Source organism: Peribacillus sp. Bi96 (assembly GCF_918698115.1).
Classification (GTDB): Bacteria; Bacillota; Bacilli; order Bacillales; family DSM-1321; genus Peribacillus.
The window spans coordinates 57,821-74,537 of sequence record NZ_CAKKLV010000021.1 but is presented as its reverse complement, the minus strand read 5'-3'; the positions used below and the strand labels follow the sequence as shown (position 1 = coordinate 74,537).

Genomic DNA, 16,717 nt, shown 5'->3' with positions numbered 1-16,717 from the left:
ATTTCAACCGGAGACTACACGCTTCTCCAGCTCTACGTTGATTCGTCCCAATAATACGGCTCCGATTGACTGAATGACCGTTTTAACGATGATTTGGCCGATAACCGCAGCGGGTACGGCTTCCCATGGCAATATATTGGCACCAAGTGGGCTAAGGCCAATCACGACAAATATCACCGAATCGAAAAATCCTCCAACAATCCCGCTGTAAAACACCCTCCAACTCATCGGGAGCTTTAATCGAGTATAAATTTCAGTATCCGCTGTTTCTGCCACCACGAACGATAATGCGGAAGCAAAGACAATCAATAATGTATCTCCTAATAAAAATGATACACACGCAGATAAAATAAGTGCCGTAACAATGCATAAATAGGTCTTCGTCCTGCCAAATTTATTTTGGACTAGATCTCGAAAGATGAAGGTTCCACCAATGAGCAATGTACCCATCGGAATGATGAACACACCAAGATGTAGTGGTGCAAAAGCGGCTGTAACCACATTCGCGGTGACGATGGATACTAAATACAATAAAATTCTTAACATTTCTTAATTCTCCTTATACAGAAAAAACAGCACCCTAAGAAAGAGCACTGTTCCCCTTAGTTTTTTTGAGAGGGTAGCTAGAACCTCTTCCGCCCGAGCGGATTATTCTTTTTCCTAATTTATCGTAGCTTGAAAATGACGGGAAATCAAGAAGTTTCCATACCGCCGATTTCTGGCGCTGGGAAGGATACGAATCTGCGGAGATCGTTTGCAGACTCGCTAAGACACTACCCGTCTTTCCAGAGCTTGGCACTTAGCTATGATCCCTGAAAACTTCTACTATGACTCTGATATTCCTGCATGCAGGCTTTTGCCGATTTTTGTCGCAGAAAACTGCTTGACCGGCTGTATATGAAAAGCAGACAATCAGTGATAGAGTTATGTTACGATCTTGATATCCAAACAAGCGGTTTCAAAGTGCCAAAGCAGGGTCCTGATATAAACGCGGGGAGGAATAGAAAAATGAAAAAAACATCGTTTGTCTATGCAATTTATATCGCCACCACACCAGAGATGCTTTGGGAAGCTCTAACGAGTGGTGAAGTCACGAAGAAATACCACTTTGGCTGTCAAGTCCAGTCTGACTGGCAAGAGGGCTCCACCGTTAAATATTTGCTTGAAGATGGGCGGATTACTGATCATGGTAAAATACTAAAGTGTGAACCATTTAACTTACTCTCATTTACATGGAACATGGCAGGAGACGAAACACCACGCGACCATCCCACTCGGGTCACCTTTGAATTAAAGCCAATGGATGATTCAACCGTGAAGTTAGTACTTAAGCATGAGGAGCTATTGGAGACAGATTTCGTAGATGATGACAATACCTTTAAAGGCTTAAATAATGGATGGCCAGCCATACTAAGCAATCTGAAGAGCTTGCTTGAAACTGGACGGACCTTGCCGCCAATATCTGTTGATCGGTAATTAAGTTAGGGATACTCAAGAAATAGTCATGCCAACTAATGAGGTGTTTGAAGTCATCGTAATCCTCATCGAGGCATCATTATTATTTAAGGATGAAATGTCACCCTTGAGTTTTTCACTTTCCGTATGGGTTGTCGCGAAAAATCATCCGGAAATCACTTTTAGATACACACCCTTCGAAGCTTTTTTATTGGCTTCAATTCCCATGTTCTTCACTTTTTCCGATAAACTGGATGCTCTTACTGATTGGGTTCCATGAATAACGGAAGGATCAATGAGGCGTACTTTATTTTTCAGGTGTATATCGTAGTCCCATTGATCCTCCTTCACCAATACGTTACCATGAATCCGTTTTAGCAGGTTTTGCACTTCATCGTCTTCAGTGGAGCTTAACAAGAGCATGACTTCTTCATCTTCACCGAGTAAGTCATCAAGGCTGATTCGGTTTTTATCCAAAGCCAGTTTTAAGGTCTTTGCCAACATACCATAGCCATATATATTAAGTGGGTCCATGAAAAAATCAATAACTTCTCTGTAATATGTTTCCACAAACCATTCCGCCGATTCAATATTATCCAGATACATCCTTCCGTTTATGATGGTTAAATGGCTTAGAAAGTCACGAACGGATTCGAGTGTGATATGTCCGTATTGATACATATCCCGGAGAGTATAATCAACCCGATCGGCACATAACTCAGGTGCTGGCTGTTCAAGCAATGCCCATTTTGACTCAAAAATATCTTCACAATTATATCCATACAGTTTCAGTATAGGTGGAATTTCGGATTCCTTAATGACATGATCAAAAATTTTTTCATGATAATCTTCATCCTTACAATCCAGAGCAAAATCAATGACATGTGAAAATGCAGTGTGGGATACGTCATGCAGCAATCCTGCGATTTGTTCCTCTAATGACCCACCAAGCGACTTTATTAAAAGCATCACACCAATAGAATGTTCAAATCGTGTGACATTCCACTTCTCATTAACTAAATAACTTGCCCCTCCTTGATGTATCCCCTTCAACCTTTGGACCGGTTTGCTCCCTATCAGCTCTTCCAGGACTCCCTCTACAATGTGTTTCCCATAGATACTATCCGAAACGATCAATAACTGCGGCCTCCTCCATTAGTTTACTCATTACAGGTAGGTGATTTCACTGATCTTTTTCTGTAAAAATTATTTCCCCCCTTTCATTTTGCTCATATTGTTTTCTTGTAAATTTAATTTACTCCTCTTCATCATTCAAGTCGATATCACCTGGATTGACCTCATCAATACCCTCTATGATTATCATTTCATTTGTTATTACTTGATCTGGTGGATACACTTCAATAATGTCTTCTACAGGTTTTGTTTTATCTTTATAAGGTTTAGTGTATAGAAAATACCCGGTCAAGACTATGACAATTGAAGATAATATCCCGAATTTATTTTTCACTTATATAATCCCCCCAACGCCCATTGCATACCCTTACAATACCACAAAAGGATATTACTGGTTCAACGATAAATCAGGATTCAGGTTAACTCCGTTTGACGATTACGTGAATTTTCGTTTCATTAAATGGTGAATTTTTAACTTTATAAACAGCCATTTACAATTCGATCTAATAATTGACAATTAAAAATCAGTGAGTTATCATTCCGATTAACCAGTGGTCAATAAATAAGGAGGTGACAAGATGTCTCCAAGGAAATCAGCAGGTAAAGAATTGTCCAGGGAAATGGTCTTGAATGAAGCCAGAAACCTTTTTGCAGCGGTAGGGTATTCGAATGTCTCAATGAGGCAATTGGCTAAATCATTGGATTGCAGCCATGGAGCCATTTATTATCATTTTAAAAATAAGGCAGAAATATTTTATAGTTTGGTGAAAACGGATTTTTCCGTTTTAAATCATTTAATCGATGATATCATCATGTCGGAAAATGACCCTTCTGAAAAAATGGAAAAGATTTTATTGTGTTTCTTAGAGTTCGGTTTAACTCAACAGAATCATTATTCCATCATGTTTTTATCGAAGGAAAAAGAAATTCAGCAGTTACTTCAATTCGATTCTAATAAAACATACGAGAAGCTAATCCAGTCCCTGACGGACCTAACGGACAACAAACTGAATCCTGCATCAATATGGTCCATTTTTCTTTCTCTTCACGGATTCATAACGTTTTATATTAATTCTGAACTATCTTATCAAGATGTAAAAGGTTTAGCTTATTTTCATGTTAAAAATATCACGAAGAACATCATATAATTTTTTTGAACATTATTAACCAATGGTCAATTAAAATTTGGGAGGTTTTTAAATGGTAAAGAAATTCCTTCATATTGAAGGACTCATGGTCCTTTTAGCTACGATTTCCATCTATTCGTCATATGAATTCAGCTGGTGGATGTTTCTTTTATTGATTTTGTCACCTGATGCTTCCATGCTGGCCTATCTGATCAATGAGCGGATTGGAGCAAAAGTTTATAACTTATTTCATACTTATACCCTCTCCATATTCACGATCTTACTAGCCGTTTTTCTAAAGTCGGATGCATTGATGATGATTGGTTTAATTTGGACCGCTCATATTGGAATGGATCGCTTATTTGGGTATGGTCTTAAATACACTTCATCCTTCAAAGCTACACACATTCAAAGGCTGTAATAAGCTTTCCTCATGTAAAAGGCAGCGTGATTACGCATCACACTGCCTCCTGCTCTCTTTTCTTTACACGCCTCGCTTGTTACCCCATATATAGGTATGCAACTGTGGCAGCACTTTCACATCATTCAATTCATCATCAGCTATCACTTTATCAATTAACTCTTCGTATTTCTTCAATAGTCCGCTAATTAGGTGCTGATCATCCGCCGTCCTGCTGTCATCATTCCCGACCTGCAGATAAAAAGGAACATCCGGGTACCGGCCATGTACTTTTTTTGCATACTGATAATCTTCATCATCAAAGACGACTACCTTCAACGAGACATTATTATCGGGATTTCGATCAGCCAGGTTCGATATGATTTGATCTAGCACCGTAAAGTCCGTGTTCATTCTAGAGCTCGGCGGCTTAGGTGAAATAGTCAGTTCATCAATATCGAGAAACCAATCCTGCCATCGGCTCCCCTGTGTTTCGACACCTATTTTCATTTTATTTTCATGTAAGATCGCTATCAAGCCGTTTAGGTTTTTCAGCAGAGCCGGGTTTCCGCCTGATATCGTCACGAAGGAAAAACCGGAACCCCCAATTCGCTTCAGCTCATCCCATATTTCTTCAGCAGTCATTTGGACGGTATCTTCCTTACCGGTGCCATCCCAAGTAAATGCGGAATCACACCAGGCACACGAATAATCGCAGCCGGCCGTCCGAACGAACATGGTTTTTTGACCAATGACCATTCCCTCACCTTGGATGGTCGGGCCAAAGATTTCCATAACGGGGAGTTTACTCACTTTCCATCCACTCCCGTCTGGCTTCAGCATAGCTTGTTGGCGTTTCGTAAAGGCGAATAAATTCGACCCTAGCACCCTCATAATCTTTTAATGAAAGGGCTTCGGCCATTTTTTCATAAATCCAAACAACCATATTTTCAGCTGTCGTGTTCATGAGCGGCAGGGTTTCATTCAAATAACGATGATCCAAGTGGATTTCAATTTCATTTTTCCATATATCCTTGATGTCCCCAAAATCTATCATCAAACCGCGTGAATCCGTATACCCGCTCAATCCGAAAATGACCTTATATGTGTGGCCATGCAGGTTCTTGCATTTCCCTTCATAGTCATGCAAATGGTGCGCCGCGTCAAAGGTGAATTCCTTACTCACGAGAACCCTCTTGTTTGTATACTTCAATTGGCTGCGCTGAATATCTTCATCAATTTTTTGGAGTTTATCCACTATAGAAAAACCGTACATCATGAAAGCACCTTCCGTCTGCTTACATAGTCATCCAGTCCTTTTTTTCGCAGATTACATGCCGGACAATCTCCACAGCCGTCGGAGATGATTCCGTTATAGCAAGTCAAGGTCTTTTCGCGGACAAACTCGAATGCGCCAAGCTGATCCGCAAGCTCCCATGTTTCCTCTTTATTAAGCCACATTAGCGGCGTATCAATCACGAATGACTGGTCCATCGACAAGTTCAAGGTCACATTCAACGATTTAATGAATACATCGCGACAGTCTGGATATCCTGAGAAATCCGTCTCACATACACCTGTGACGATATGTTTAGCGCCAATCTGACTGGCCAACACCCCGGCAAACGAAAGGAACAGCAAATTCCTCCCTGGTACGAACGTTGACGGCAATTCCCCGTCTTCCCCGTCCTCCACTGCAATATCACTTCTCGTCAATGCATTCGGTGCCAGTTGGTTCAGCAGCGACATGTCAAGGATATGATGGTTCACGCCCAATTCCTTGGCAATGTTTTGAGCGCATTCGATTTCCAAGCTATGCCGCTGATTATAATCGAACGTCACCGCTTCCACTTCCTCAAATCTCTCCAATGCCCAGAACAGGCAAGTCGTACTGTCCTGACCTCCGCTAAACACAACCACTGCCTTTTCTTTTTTCTTCATTTCTATAAAACTCCTTTTTACGGAAAAAAACAGCACCCTAAGAATAGAGCACTGTTTCTCCTTAGTTTTTTTGAGAGGGTAGCTAGAACCTCTTCCGCCTTAACGCGGAATATTATATTTTTCCAAGTCAATAGTAACTTGAAAACGATAATAAATCAAGATGATTATATTTAGTGAATATTAGATCTGATGGAAAATTTGGTTATCTTTTCATTGCTTAAATATCCCATTAACTATCCGATAAACAAGTATGAACAAAATATCGATAAAGGGGTCCATTCATTTGAAAAGCATTAAAGGAAAGGTATTGGTGGCATTTTCACTCATTATATCTTTATGTATCATCTTAGGAGCATTCAATATTTATAGCAGCAACAAGTCACTGGTATATTCCCAGGATATCATCGAAAAGGAACTTCCGCTTCTTATCCAAAATGAAAAGCTACTATATAATCTAGCACAAAGAACCGCATTCGCCCGAGCTTATATTCTATATGGTGACGAGAGTTATAAAGAAAAGTTCTTACAATATACCGAAGAAAGTCAGGTCATCCAGAAGAAACTCTTGTCCTTAAGCGATTCGGATAAAGCGAAGGATTTGATCGAGAAAAGCGTCGATTGGAGAACGATGATTGTAGACCGGGTATTTACCCAATATGAAAAAGGAAATGAAGAACGCGCTAAAGAGATACTCAAAAATGAAGTGGCGCCAATCAGCAATGAAGTAATGGAGGGTTTCAAGGAGCTTGCTACGGAACGCGAGGAATTAATCGCCTCTTCGGGTGAAACCGTCATCGCAAGCGGGAAATCGATTAAGTCGACAAGTATCATCATATCCATTGCGGCAGTCCTTATCGGCCTCCTGCTTGCGCTTGTTACAGCCAATCTCATTACCGCCCCCCTCCTTAAAATCAGGGACAGGATGAAAATGGTGGCTGACGGAGAGCTGAATCATGAGCCCCTTGAGCAAAAGTCAAATGACGAAATTGGGGAATTAACGGTATCCGCCAACCAAATGCAGAAAAACCTGCGTGATACGATTGAAAAAATGCTGGCTGTATCCGAATCCGTTTCGAACCAAAGTGAAAATTTGACTCAATCAGCGGATGAAGTCCAACAGGGCAGCAGACAGATAGCGACCACCATGTACGAACTTTCGGAGGGTTCGGAGTCGCAAGCAAACCGGGCAACTGAATTGGTGCGGATGATGGATGAATTCAGCGGCAAGATCGAACAGGCCCATCTTGAAGGAGTCGAGGTAGCGCAAAGCTCAACCGAGATCCTTTCCATGACAAAGGAAGGAACCACTTTAATGCGAAGTTCAGTCCAAAAAATGAAAATGATTGATGAGGTCGTTAAAAATGCCGTCGAGCAAGTGAAAGGGCTCGATTCCCATTCACAGGAAATCTCTCAGCTTGTTCATGTCATCAAGGATATATCCAATCAAACCAATTTATTGGCCTTGAATGCGGCCATAGAAGCGGCACGGGCTGGCGAACATGGAAAAGGCTTTGCCGTCGTCGCGGATGAGGTGCGAAAACTCGCTGAAGGGGTCACACACTCGGTTGGGGATATCACCGAAATCGTAACCGCAATACAAGCTGGTTCAAAAAACGTCGTCCATTCCCTGGAGGATGGTTATATACAGGTGGATGAGGGCACGAAACAGATAACCCTTACCGGCCAAACCTTCGAAACAATCAATCACTCTGTCGGGAATATGGGTACGAAGATTCAGCATATTACTAATGAATTAAACTACATCTCTACAAATAGTAAAAAGATCAATCAGGCCATCGAAGACATTGCAGCCGTTTCTGAGGAGTCAGCGGCAGGTATCGAACAAGTCTCCGCCTCCGCTCAACAATCGAGCTCATCAATGGATGAAATCACGAATCACGCCAGTGAACTTGCATCTTCGGCAGAACTGCTGACTGAACAGGTTAAGAAGTTCCAATTATGACACTAGCAATTTCCCGTCACATGAATGCGGGAAATTGCTTTTTTTCTTCCATTATAAGGGTTGTTTCATTTTCGTATATCGGGGAATAAATAACTATACACAATAATAACCATTAAAAAGCAAATCTATTAAAAGAGGCTGGAAGTGAATATTTTTCTTCGTTTTCAGAATATTTAGTGTATAATAGATATAACTAAAGGAATATTTTAACTGATATAATCATTGCTTCCAATACCTGAAAATCCTGACCTTTCCTTTCAACACCATGCACGGATACTTATACTCAGTAAGGATCCACTGCATGCTTTCTCTCGAATCAAATCATTCACAACTTTATTCACACAAAAACACAATTTTCACTCCGAATTCGTAAAAAAGGTTAAATTCCACTAATGATATGTTACTATTAAACTAAGACCTTTTAACCCCACAAGGAGGAATTCATATGAAACGTTTTTTCAAATTCATAGCAGATTTTAACGAAAGAAAAGCACTGGAACGGGAAAACGAAGAATTCTTTCGCAAAGAATACGAAAATTATATGAAGATGAATCCTGACAATCAAGGAAAAAGAAGGAGATTAGCTCCTAGACTTTATGTGATTGATGGCGGTAAAAAGGACTCCAACCTTGAGATTACTGACAGAAAGAAATCCAGTTAACCGGATTCCTTCCATAATCAGCTACCAATGCTGTAGCTCAAGACTCACAAACGTTAAATCTCCATGATAAACGGAGATTCGTGACCATTCCATTCATTTACAATATATAAGCCGAAAGCTCAGATATACTTCTGAGCTTTTTTTATTTTTCATTCTTCTATAAACACTATATCTATAGAAGAAACTAGGTATTTTTTAAAAAAAATGGATTAACTTTAGTTTATTTCATGTTTCAGGTAAAAGTTCAATTATAGTCCCATGGGTATTCTCTGAGGAAAAAACCGGAAAATATATTAAAAAAGAGATGTGTTCTTTTACTCATCTTTGTCCAAATTCAAAAGAGTTCAACTATTTGAGTCGATAGATGCAATATTTTACATTGAATGACAAATGAATAAACAATATTACATAAAGATTACCTTCTGGGTATAAACAATTATTAAACTGTAATAAACCTCACTCCAAAAAACATTTCATTATATAAATATAGCCATTAAGCATTAGGTTCAAATACTCACGAAACTGTTTTTGTGCTATTTATCATGGGTTTTTGTTACAACTACCATAAATTAGTGTAAATAAACCAGGTTTGACTGAGTTTTCATCCGCATCTTTGTACTCATAGCACATTTAATCCCTTTAGATACTATTACACTCTTATATACATTTTTTTGAAAAAGATGATAAAAACTATATTACGATAGAATAATTGACTCTTGCCTATTAAGTTTAAAATCATGTAGTGTGTATTCAGTAAATCAAATACTTCAAAAAAGAGAGGTAAAAAAATGGCACCAATATTTATCTGTGCGATCTTTTTGCTTGGCTATGGAATAGTCGAACAAAAACGCCATCAAAAGCGTCTCGACTCCATTCCAGTACGTGTAAATGTGAATGGGATTCGAGGGAAATCGACTGTAACGCGTTTAATTACAGGTGTAATTCAAGAAGCTAAGTACAAAACAGTAGGTAAAACAACCGGAACATCGGCAAGAATGATCTATTGGTTTACGGACAAAGAAAAACCGATCGTACGCCGCCCAGAGGGACCGAACATTGGTGAACAACGGCGTGTGGTCAAAGAAGTTGCCGATCTTGGAACAGAGGCACTTGTTTGTGAATGTATGGCCGTTCAGCCTGATTATCAACTAATCTTCCAAAATAAAATGATCCAAGCCAACATTGGGGTCATCGTGAATGTATTAGAAGACCATATGGATGTCATGGGCCCAACATTGGATGAAGTAGCTGAGGCCTTCACTGCTACCATACCCCATAATGGTCATTTAATAACAATCGAAAGTGAATACTTGGACTTTTTCAAACAAATTGCCAAAGAACGCAACACAAAAGTGATCGTGGCAGATAATTCAAGAATATCGGAAGATTTCCTACGCGAATTCGACTATATGGTATTTCCTGATAACGCTTCACTGGCTTTGGCCGTTGCAGAAGCTTTGGGCATTGATGAAAAAACGGCTTTTCGCGGCATGTTAAATGCACATCCCGATCCAGGTGCCATGCGGATCACCAAGTTCGGGGATCCAATCCAGCCAACTTTCTTTGTAAATGGCTTTGCGGCAAATGACGCGTCATCGACGCTGAATATCTGGGAACGTGTCAATACGTTCGGATACAGCACAGAACCTCCTATCGTCATCATGAACTGCCGTCCCGATCGTGTTGATCGTACCGAGCAGTTTGCAAGAGATGTCTTGCCATACATAAAGTCCGAAATCGTCATTGCCATTGGTGAAACTACATCACCGATCACAAGGGTTTTCGAGCAAGGTAATTTAGATACAAAAGAGTATTGGGATTTAGAAAACTGGTCAACTGAAGAAATTGTGGCCCGTCTCCGCCCATTAATGAAAAACCGCATCGTTTACGGTGTGGGTAATATTCATGGTGCAGCGGAACCATTAATCGAAGCATTCATGAAATCTAAAACGAAGCAAAAAGCGAGTTAAGTAGGAGGAACCTTAATGTTTGGAACGGATTTATATGTAGCACTAGTACTAGGAGTAACGCTAAGCCTTATCTTTTCAGAAAAAACGGGTGTCGTACCCGCAGGACTTATTGTACCAGGTTATTTGGCATTAGTATTTGACCAAGTGCAAATCATGCTTGTCATCATGATCATTAGTGTCGTAACTTATTTAATCGTCACTCACGGCCTTTCAAGATGGGTGATTTTATATGGAAGAAGAAAATTCGCAGCCATGATGGTGACCGGGATTTGCTTGAAACTCCTATTGGACTTCGTCTACCCCGTCATGCCGTTTGAAATATTCGAGTTTCGGGGAATCGGTATAATCGTACCTGGTTTGATAGCGAATACCATTCAAAGACAAGGAATGCCATTGACACTCGGCAGCACGCTTTTATTATCCGGCTTAACTTTCGGTTTAATGAACGTGTACTCCCTATTCTGAGGTGCATAAAATGAAACGGACTTTAAATTCAAAAGAAAAAACACTTATCTTTATTAAGCGCACGAAGAAAAAGAATCTTAAATACGCTGGAATCATACTACCTATATTACTAATCGCTTTAGGCATTACCACTTGGATGGGACAAGCTGAAGATTTGAAAACAGCCGCTTCCAAATCTGATCAACCATTGACGATGACAATGGTCGGTGATGTGATGATGGGGCGTAATGTTGAAGAAGTGACGGAAAAGCACGGGTATGATTATCTGTTCCGTTATATGAAGCCCTATTTTGCCGCTTCAGACTATGTCAGCGGGAATTATGAACACCCTGCTTTAAAAGACGGGGTATCTAACTACAAGGAAGCAGACACGGCCATCCGGTTAAACTCCAATAAAAGTGGTGTGAAGGCCGTTAAAGATGCTGGCTTCTCTGTGATGACATTGGCCAATAACCATATGATGGACTTTGAAGAACGAGGGCTTCTTGATACGATTGATGAATTCAAAAATGCGGATATGGACTATGTCGGTGTTGGATCGAACACTGCCGACGCTAAAGCTAGCATCGACTATGCGGACGTTAATGGCTTACGTGTCGCAACACTTGGCTTTACAGATGTTTATAAAAAGGATGCCGTACCAAAAAATGATCAAGCTGGCTTATTGAACGCGAATCCTGATTTGTTATTTGAAATGATTGGCAAAGCAAGGGATGCCGAGCAAGGTAACGCAGATTTGGTTGTAGTGAATATGCATTGGGGTCAAGAGTATTCATCATCTGCAACCTCCCGTCAAACTGACTTGGCTAAAGCGGTCATCGATGCGGGGGCAGACATCATCATCGGCCATCATCCCCATGTACTACAATCTTTTGATGTTTATAAAGATGGAATCATTTTCTATAGTTTAGGAAACTTCATTTTCGATCAAGGCTGGACACGTACAAAGGATTCAGCCATGGTTCAATACCATTTGGCGGAAGACGGAAAAGCTGCAATCGATGTCGTTCCTCTGCAAATCGAAGAAGCCACTCCAAGGCCAGCCACCTCAACAATCGATCAATCACGAGTTTACCGTCAGTTGACGAAGGAAACGAGTGAAAAAGCCCAATGGTCGAAAAAAGAGGATCATATCGAGATTACCCTGAATCACAAGAAGGTAATCGACCATAAGGCACAACGTGAACAAGAAGAAAAAGCTGCGAAAGACAAGAAAGCTGCACAAGAGAAAAAAGAAGAAAAAGTCAAACAGCAGAACATGCACCCCATCCAGTAAGAGAACAATGGATCCTACGTGAATAAGAGAACACACTACTTAGATGCTCAACGAAAAGGGGGAACAACAGATGATTAACCGTATGACGAGAAAAGTGCTCCTTTCCCTTTGCATGCTCATATATATAGCTGGATGTTCGAAGCCATCCCCTATTTCTGACACGAATGAACCGATAGATAGTAAGACAGCTCAATCATATGGGGTCAGTTCTTCAAACCCTATCGCAATAGATGTGGGGATGGATATTTTGGATAACGGCGGAACTGCGGCGGATGCCGCTATTGCGGTATCTTATGCATTAGGTGTAATCGAACCCTATGGATCTGGGATAGGTGGTGGCGGCGGTATGCTGATCGACCCTGAGTCCGGCAAACCCAATTTCATCGATTATCGTGAATCCTCTCCGGAAGACCCAAGTTCAAGACACCATACGGGGATTCCTGGGTTAGTGGCCGGCATGCAGGTTATCCATGATAAGTATGGAAGCGTACCAATGGAAGATCTTATTCAGCCTGCCATCGATTTGGCTCAAGACGGGTTTAAAGTGGACGAAATGTTATCCTCACGCTTGGCTGGAGCCAAAACAAGGGCTTCTTCCGATGAGACTTCCCTATTTTATCCTGATGGTGATGCCATTGAACCAGGAAAGACGCTTATTCAAAAAAAACTTGCTGAAACATTGAAGAAGATTCAACAAGAAGGTCCTGATGGTTTCTATAAAGGGGAGATCGCACGGGATATTAAAAGAGAGACAGACGTTGACTTGATGGATTTAAAGCGTTATGAGGTGAAAGAACGTAAGCCTGTTCAAGGGACATTTGCCGGTTATGACGTTCTGACCGCCCCTCCTCCCTTTTCCGGGATTACAGTTCTTGAAATGTTGAAACTTGCCGAGGAAACGAACCTAGGTGAGTCTTCAAGCAAATCAGCTTATATGAAAGTGTTGGGGGGCATCACAAATACGGCTTATCAAGATCGAGTCTCCCATATAGGGGATGGAACCAGTGCAGCTAAGGCTGAACAATTGCTCTCCCCCATTCACTTAAATAATCTTAAAAGTAAAATCACAAGTGATAACTGGGAAAATAAAGAATCGAATGGTTCCGAAGAACATGAAAGTACCACACATTTTGTGATTATGGACAAGTATGGCACTGTCGTTTCTGCAACAAATACGCTCAGTAATTTTTTCGGATCTGGTGACTATACGAATGGATTTTTCCTTAATGATCAATTGAAAAATTTTGGGTCTGACTTGAATTCCCAAAAGGCATATAAACGATCTAGAACATTCACCGCACCAACCATTCTCAAGAATCCAGGGGAGGAATCGATTGGGATCGGTTCACCCGGCGGTGATAGAATTCCTCAAGTATTGATGCAGGTCCTTTATTCATATACAGAGAATGATGGCTCATTTCAGGATATCATCGACCGTAACCGGTTCGTCTATGATGGAAAGAAAATTCATACAGAATCAAGGTTTTCGAATGAAATAATATCAGAATTGGAAGATTCAGGATATGAAGTCATTCAAAATATAAACCCCATGTATTATGGCGGGGTTCAGGTTCTCGTTAAAAACGAGAAAACCGGATTGTTATCCGGAGCTGGGGATAAGAGAAGAAATGGGAGCTGGAAAGCGCAGCAATAAAAATGTAGTCCTGCCTCGCCATTCAAATATCATTTGAACTTTTAGCGATGCATAAGGGGATGAGAATATGGATATTGTAAAAAAAATCACAAGCTGGGTTTTACCTGTTATTCTTATAGCAGCCATGCTTGTGACCATGAATATGTTTAAGCGGACCGAAACTTTATCATCCGATGAGCAAAAGAAAATAGAACAATATACGACTATCGAAGAATAAAAAAAGCAGGGGCAACCCCCGCTTTTTTTATTTTTGCTCTCGACGGGTATGGGTAAATAAGGTACAGATACGGGGGGAAAACGATGAACGAAAATAGCTATACCAATTATGCCGAGCTTCAGCAAAAAGAACAGGAATCCTTCGATTACCGCATCACTGTTTACCACAGGAACCCGGATATTGCGGTCCTGGCTATACATGGCGGGAATATCGAACCAGGTACTGGTGAAATTGCTGCCGCCATTGGAGAAAGGCTTGGTGCCAGCACCTATCTTTTCGAAGGTCTGAAACCAAGCCGTAACAAAGTCCTCCATATAACATCCAACTTGTTCAATGAACCCATAGGGGTTTCAATGGCTGCGGACTCACGGACAAACCTCTCCATTCATGGACACTGCGACGTACATAACGTGCTCGTTTACATCGGCGGGAGAAATGAAACCTATAAGAACTTGATTTTACATTCCCTGAATGAAGCTGGATTTCAAGCTGAGTACGCGCCACAGCACCTTTCAGGCATGAATGAAAACAATATCACAAACAAATGTAAAATGAGTGCAGGCGTTCAATTGGAACTTTCCACTAAGCTTAGAAAAAGCCTGTTCAAAGATGATGACTTTACCAGTAAAAACAGGGTCAATCGATCGGATCTTTTTCACCGTTTCGTTCGCGCCCTTGAAAAAGCGACTTTGAAATATAAACAGCATGAATGAACTTCCTACGTTCTTCGATCTTTTTTTTACAAAAGGACGCCAGAAACAGCCAAGTTGACTTATACCCATTCTTTTTAGTTCATAAGGTTTTTGACTTGTCCGAAGCTTTCGAACTTCTCGGCAAAATATTCCGACCCAAGGTTGGAGGTATGAACGCCAGCTTTTTCCGTTGTATGGAGAAAACGGCCATCGCCTAGATATATGCCTACGTGGGTCACACCTATTCTTGAACCTGTATCCCTAAAGAACACTAAATCCCCTGCCTTTGGATTTTCAATTGTCGGGAGCAATGAGAAGTAGTTCGCTGCGGAACCGCGTTTTACTGAAAGTCCCTGCTCCTTCATGACCCAATAGATGAATCCGCTGCAATCCATGCCAATCATCGGATCATCTTCCCCGAAAACATAGGTGAACCCTCTTAGTGTATAGGCGTACTTAATGACATCATAAGCTTTATCATAAGAAGCTTCTTGGTTTACATAGAACGGATACAAAGGGTTGCTGTAAAGCTGAAGATACTGTCCTTTCATCAAGTCATCTGTCGGCAGGGCATTACGACTTTTAATCGTATTTATGGATATATTGTATTTTTCCGCAATGCTTTTTAGCGTTTCCCCGTTTTGGACAATATGCTCTCCTTTAGGAGTGTATGTTTTATAGGCAATTTGGTATTTTTCATAGTAGTTTTCTGTGCTAGACCTCACCCGAACCGTTTCTGCACCATATCCAGCATTGACAAATTGGTCATTGCCGAGATAGATACCTGCAGTCACGACTTTTGAACTGTCCCTTTCCAAGAAGAATATAATATCTCCGGTTTTCGGAGTGGCTGTATCCATCCCTTGCTTATAAAACCCATCCACTGTCAAACGGTCGATGGGTACATTTTGCTGGGAAAGCACCCAATGGATCAATCCGCTGGAATCGAACCCTGTTGCTGGCGTCTCTTCTCCAGCAGTCTTTTTAAATCCTATAAAAGATTTGGCATAGTTCGCAATTTGTTTTCCTCTCTCCGACCACTGGTAGACGGAAGGAGTATAGGCATTTTGAGTGATCGTTAACTTCTGGCCTACATATAACTTTCCATCGGGTAAACCATTCGTTTTCATCAATTGCCAGGACGATATATTATAAGTCTTGGCAATCGATTCTACCGTATCGCCAGTAGTTACAGTATGCAAACGATCTGCCGCCTCGACCTTTAAGCCAGGTAATGAAGTGAAACTAACCATGAATACTAATAAAAGTGCCATACTGCATAATCTTCCTTTAAACATTTTAACCCTTCCTTTATACTGAAACTCTTTTCTACCATTTCCCAGTCAAAACACTCCATCATACGAAAGCCCAACAAGCTTTCATGCCCTTCCTTTATACTAAAAAACAACAAATGACCATGTCTAAATACTTACCATCACCAGTAATATCGGTGAATCATTTTAAACTTTTAACCTATTTTTCTATAAAAGATCATTATTCCCCCTCAATAAAACGACCCGAAATACCCCATTGTACCCACTTTTTGTTTTCCACTAAAAAAATGGTAGCTTTTCAACTGTTCCCCTTCCCTCGGAAAAAGAATAATTAGGATAGTGGATATGCGTAGAAAATGGAAGAATGCGAAGAGGAATATGGATCAGCTCAATAAGTTACATGAGAGATCCCACGACCAATGATCCCCATCTCTAAATGCTGGATGTCCTTACGGTTTTGACCTCGGTCATGATAAAGTGGTACATAT

Annotated in this window: 18 protein-coding genes and 1 riboswitch; of the genes, 11 read left to right on the top strand and 7 right to left on the bottom strand. The window is 40.8% G+C overall.

Annotated features, from left to right (window positions below):
- Nucleotides 1-3 precede the first annotated feature (3 nt).
- Nucleotides 4-546: a VUT family protein gene (locus LQ203_RS21265; RefSeq protein ID WP_230161107.1), complete on the bottom strand. Its 543-nt coding sequence runs from the start codon at nucleotides 544-546 to the stop codon at nucleotides 4-6.
- Nucleotides 547-1,008: 462 nt separating this feature from the next.
- Here LQ203_RS21265 and LQ203_RS21260 point away from each other — a divergent pair, with 462 nt between their 5' ends.
- The gene (locus tag LQ203_RS21260; RefSeq protein ID WP_230161105.1) at nucleotides 1,009-1,476 is read left to right on the top strand and encodes an SRPBCC family protein; all 468 of its coding nucleotides are present in this window, start codon (nucleotides 1,009-1,011) and stop codon (nucleotides 1,474-1,476) included.
- A gap of 144 nt (nucleotides 1,477-1,620) precedes the next feature.
- On the opposite strand, the gene LQ203_RS21255 is transcribed toward LQ203_RS21260, so the two are convergent.
- Together LQ203_RS21255 and LQ203_RS21250 are read right to left on the bottom strand one after the other, a co-directional pair.
- Nucleotides 1,621-2,592, bottom strand: a complete 972-nt coding sequence (locus tag LQ203_RS21255; RefSeq protein ID WP_230161103.1) for an HD domain-containing protein — start codon at nucleotides 2,590-2,592, stop codon at nucleotides 1,621-1,623.
- A gap of 118 nt (nucleotides 2,593-2,710) precedes the next feature.
- Nucleotides 2,711-2,923 carry a hypothetical protein gene (locus LQ203_RS21250; RefSeq protein WP_230161101.1) on the bottom strand — a complete coding sequence of 71 codons (213 nt, stop codon included), beginning with the start codon at nucleotides 2,921-2,923 and terminating at the stop codon, nucleotides 2,711-2,713.
- A gap of 244 nt (nucleotides 2,924-3,167) precedes the next feature.
- On the opposite strand from LQ203_RS21250, the gene LQ203_RS21245 reads away from it, so the two are divergent.
- Both LQ203_RS21245 and LQ203_RS21240 read left to right on the top strand, forming a co-directional pair.
- Nucleotides 3,168-3,737, top strand: coding sequence for a TetR/AcrR family transcriptional regulator (locus LQ203_RS21245; RefSeq protein ID WP_230161099.1), 570 nt, complete (start codon nucleotides 3,168-3,170; stop codon nucleotides 3,735-3,737).
- 52 nt (nucleotides 3,738-3,789) lie between these two features.
- Nucleotides 3,790-4,137: a DUF4260 domain-containing protein gene (locus tag LQ203_RS21240; RefSeq protein WP_230161097.1), complete on the top strand. Its 348-nt coding sequence runs from the start codon at nucleotides 3,790-3,792 to the stop codon at nucleotides 4,135-4,137.
- A 63-nt stretch (nucleotides 4,138-4,200) separates the two neighbouring features.
- Here the strand turns inward: LQ203_RS21240 and queE are convergent, their stop codons facing one another.
- The 3 genes from queE to queC are packed head-to-tail and all read right to left on the bottom strand — an operon-like array spanning nucleotide 4,201 to nucleotide 6,057.
- Nucleotides 4,201-4,929 carry a 7-carboxy-7-deazaguanine synthase QueE gene (queE, locus tag LQ203_RS21235; RefSeq protein WP_230161095.1) on the bottom strand — a complete coding sequence of 243 codons (729 nt, stop codon included), beginning with the start codon at nucleotides 4,927-4,929 and terminating at the stop codon, nucleotides 4,201-4,203.
- On the bottom strand, nucleotides 4,922-5,392 hold the full coding sequence (queD, locus tag LQ203_RS21230; protein WP_230161093.1) for a 6-carboxytetrahydropterin synthase QueD: 471 nt from the start codon (nucleotides 5,390-5,392) through the stop codon (nucleotides 4,922-4,924). Before queD ends, queE begins: the two co-directional genes overlap by 8 nt.
- On the bottom strand, nucleotides 5,392-6,057 hold the full coding sequence (queC, locus tag LQ203_RS21225) for a 7-cyano-7-deazaguanine synthase QueC (RefSeq protein ID WP_230161091.1): 666 nt from the start codon (nucleotides 6,055-6,057) through the stop codon (nucleotides 5,392-5,394). Before queC ends, queD begins: the two co-directional genes overlap by 1 nt.
- Before the next feature lie 55 nt (nucleotides 6,058-6,112).
- Nucleotides 6,113-6,155: riboswitch (PreQ1 riboswitch) on the bottom strand.
- A gap of 185 nt (nucleotides 6,156-6,340) precedes the next feature.
- Between queC and LQ203_RS21220 the strand changes: the two genes are divergently transcribed.
- The 8 genes from LQ203_RS21220 to LQ203_RS21185 all read left to right on the top strand — a co-directional run bounded on the left by LQ203_RS21220 (nucleotide 6,341) and on the right by LQ203_RS21185 (nucleotide 14,976).
- A complete protein-coding gene (locus LQ203_RS21220; protein WP_230161089.1) occupies nucleotides 6,341-8,020 on the top strand; it encodes a methyl-accepting chemotaxis protein in 1,680 nt (559 codons plus the stop codon).
- A gap of 445 nt (nucleotides 8,021-8,465) precedes the next feature.
- Complete coding sequence (locus LQ203_RS21215; protein WP_230161087.1) at nucleotides 8,466-8,681, top strand: hypothetical protein; 216 nt, start codon at nucleotides 8,466-8,468, stop codon at nucleotides 8,679-8,681.
- Nucleotides 8,682-9,469: 788 nt separating this feature from the next.
- Nucleotides 9,470-10,651: a poly-gamma-glutamate synthase PgsB gene (gene pgsB / locus LQ203_RS21210; protein WP_230161085.1), complete on the top strand. Its 1,182-nt coding sequence runs from the start codon at nucleotides 9,470-9,472 to the stop codon at nucleotides 10,649-10,651.
- Between the two features lie 15 nt (nucleotides 10,652-10,666).
- Nucleotides 10,667-11,116: a poly-gamma-glutamate biosynthesis protein PgsC gene (gene pgsC, locus LQ203_RS21205; protein ID WP_230161083.1), complete on the top strand. Its 450-nt coding sequence runs from the start codon at nucleotides 10,667-10,669 to the stop codon at nucleotides 11,114-11,116.
- A 10-nt stretch (nucleotides 11,117-11,126) separates the two neighbouring features.
- A complete protein-coding gene (locus LQ203_RS21200) occupies nucleotides 11,127-12,392 on the top strand; it encodes a CapA family protein (protein WP_230161081.1) in 1,266 nt (421 codons plus the stop codon).
- 70 nt (nucleotides 12,393-12,462) lie between these two features.
- Nucleotides 12,463-14,046 carry a gamma-glutamyltransferase gene (locus LQ203_RS21195; protein WP_230161079.1) on the top strand — a complete coding sequence of 528 codons (1,584 nt, stop codon included), beginning with the start codon at nucleotides 12,463-12,465 and terminating at the stop codon, nucleotides 14,044-14,046.
- Nucleotides 14,047-14,113: 67 nt separating this feature from the next.
- Nucleotides 14,114-14,263 (top strand): CapE family protein, encoded by a 150-nt coding sequence (locus tag LQ203_RS21190; RefSeq protein ID WP_230161076.1) that lies wholly within the window; start codon nucleotides 14,114-14,116, stop codon nucleotides 14,261-14,263.
- An 83-nt stretch (nucleotides 14,264-14,346) separates the two neighbouring features.
- Nucleotides 14,347-14,976, top strand: a complete 630-nt coding sequence (locus LQ203_RS21185) for a poly-gamma-glutamate hydrolase family protein (protein ID WP_230161074.1) — start codon at nucleotides 14,347-14,349, stop codon at nucleotides 14,974-14,976.
- Between the two features lie 74 nt (nucleotides 14,977-15,050).
- On the opposite strand, the gene LQ203_RS21180 is transcribed toward LQ203_RS21185, so the two are convergent.
- Nucleotides 15,051-16,253: an NlpC/P60 family protein gene (locus LQ203_RS21180; RefSeq protein ID WP_290370628.1), complete on the bottom strand. Its 1,203-nt coding sequence runs from the start codon at nucleotides 16,251-16,253 to the stop codon at nucleotides 15,051-15,053.
- Nucleotides 16,254-16,717: the final 464 nt, after the last annotated feature.

Coding starts and splice junctions, on each gene's coding strand:
- LQ203_RS21265 (WP_230161107.1), bottom strand. CDS start 546: ATGTTAAGAATTTTATTGTATTTAGTATCCATCGTCACCGCGAATGTG.
- LQ203_RS21260 (WP_230161105.1), top strand. CDS start 1,009: ATGAAAAAAACATCGTTTGTCTATGCAATTTATATCGCCACCACACCA.
- LQ203_RS21245 (WP_230161099.1), top strand. CDS start 3,168: ATGTCTCCAAGGAAATCAGCAGGTAAAGAATTGTCCAGGGAAATGGTC.
- LQ203_RS21240 (WP_230161097.1), top strand. CDS start 3,790: ATGGTAAAGAAATTCCTTCATATTGAAGGACTCATGGTCCTTTTAGCT.
- queD (WP_230161093.1), bottom strand. CDS start 5,392: ATGTACGGTTTTTCTATAGTGGATAAACTCCAAAAAATTGATGAAGAT.
- queC (WP_230161091.1), bottom strand. CDS start 6,057: ATGAAGAAAAAAGAAAAGGCAGTGGTTGTGTTTAGCGGAGGTCAGGAC.
- LQ203_RS21215 (WP_230161087.1), top strand. CDS start 8,466: ATGAAACGTTTTTTCAAATTCATAGCAGATTTTAACGAAAGAAAAGCA.
- pgsB (WP_230161085.1), top strand. CDS start 9,470: ATGGCACCAATATTTATCTGTGCGATCTTTTTGCTTGGCTATGGAATA.
- pgsC (WP_230161083.1), top strand. CDS start 10,667: ATGTTTGGAACGGATTTATATGTAGCACTAGTACTAGGAGTAACGCTA.
- LQ203_RS21200 (WP_230161081.1), top strand. CDS start 11,127: ATGAAACGGACTTTAAATTCAAAAGAAAAAACACTTATCTTTATTAAG.
- LQ203_RS21195 (WP_230161079.1), top strand. CDS start 12,463: ATGATTAACCGTATGACGAGAAAAGTGCTCCTTTCCCTTTGCATGCTC.
- LQ203_RS21190 (WP_230161076.1), top strand. CDS start 14,114: ATGGATATTGTAAAAAAAATCACAAGCTGGGTTTTACCTGTTATTCTT.
- LQ203_RS21185 (WP_230161074.1), top strand. CDS start 14,347: ATGAACGAAAATAGCTATACCAATTATGCCGAGCTTCAGCAAAAAGAA.
- LQ203_RS21180 (WP_290370628.1), bottom strand. CDS start 16,253: ATGTTTAAAGGAAGATTATGCAGTATGGCACTTTTATTAGTATTCATG.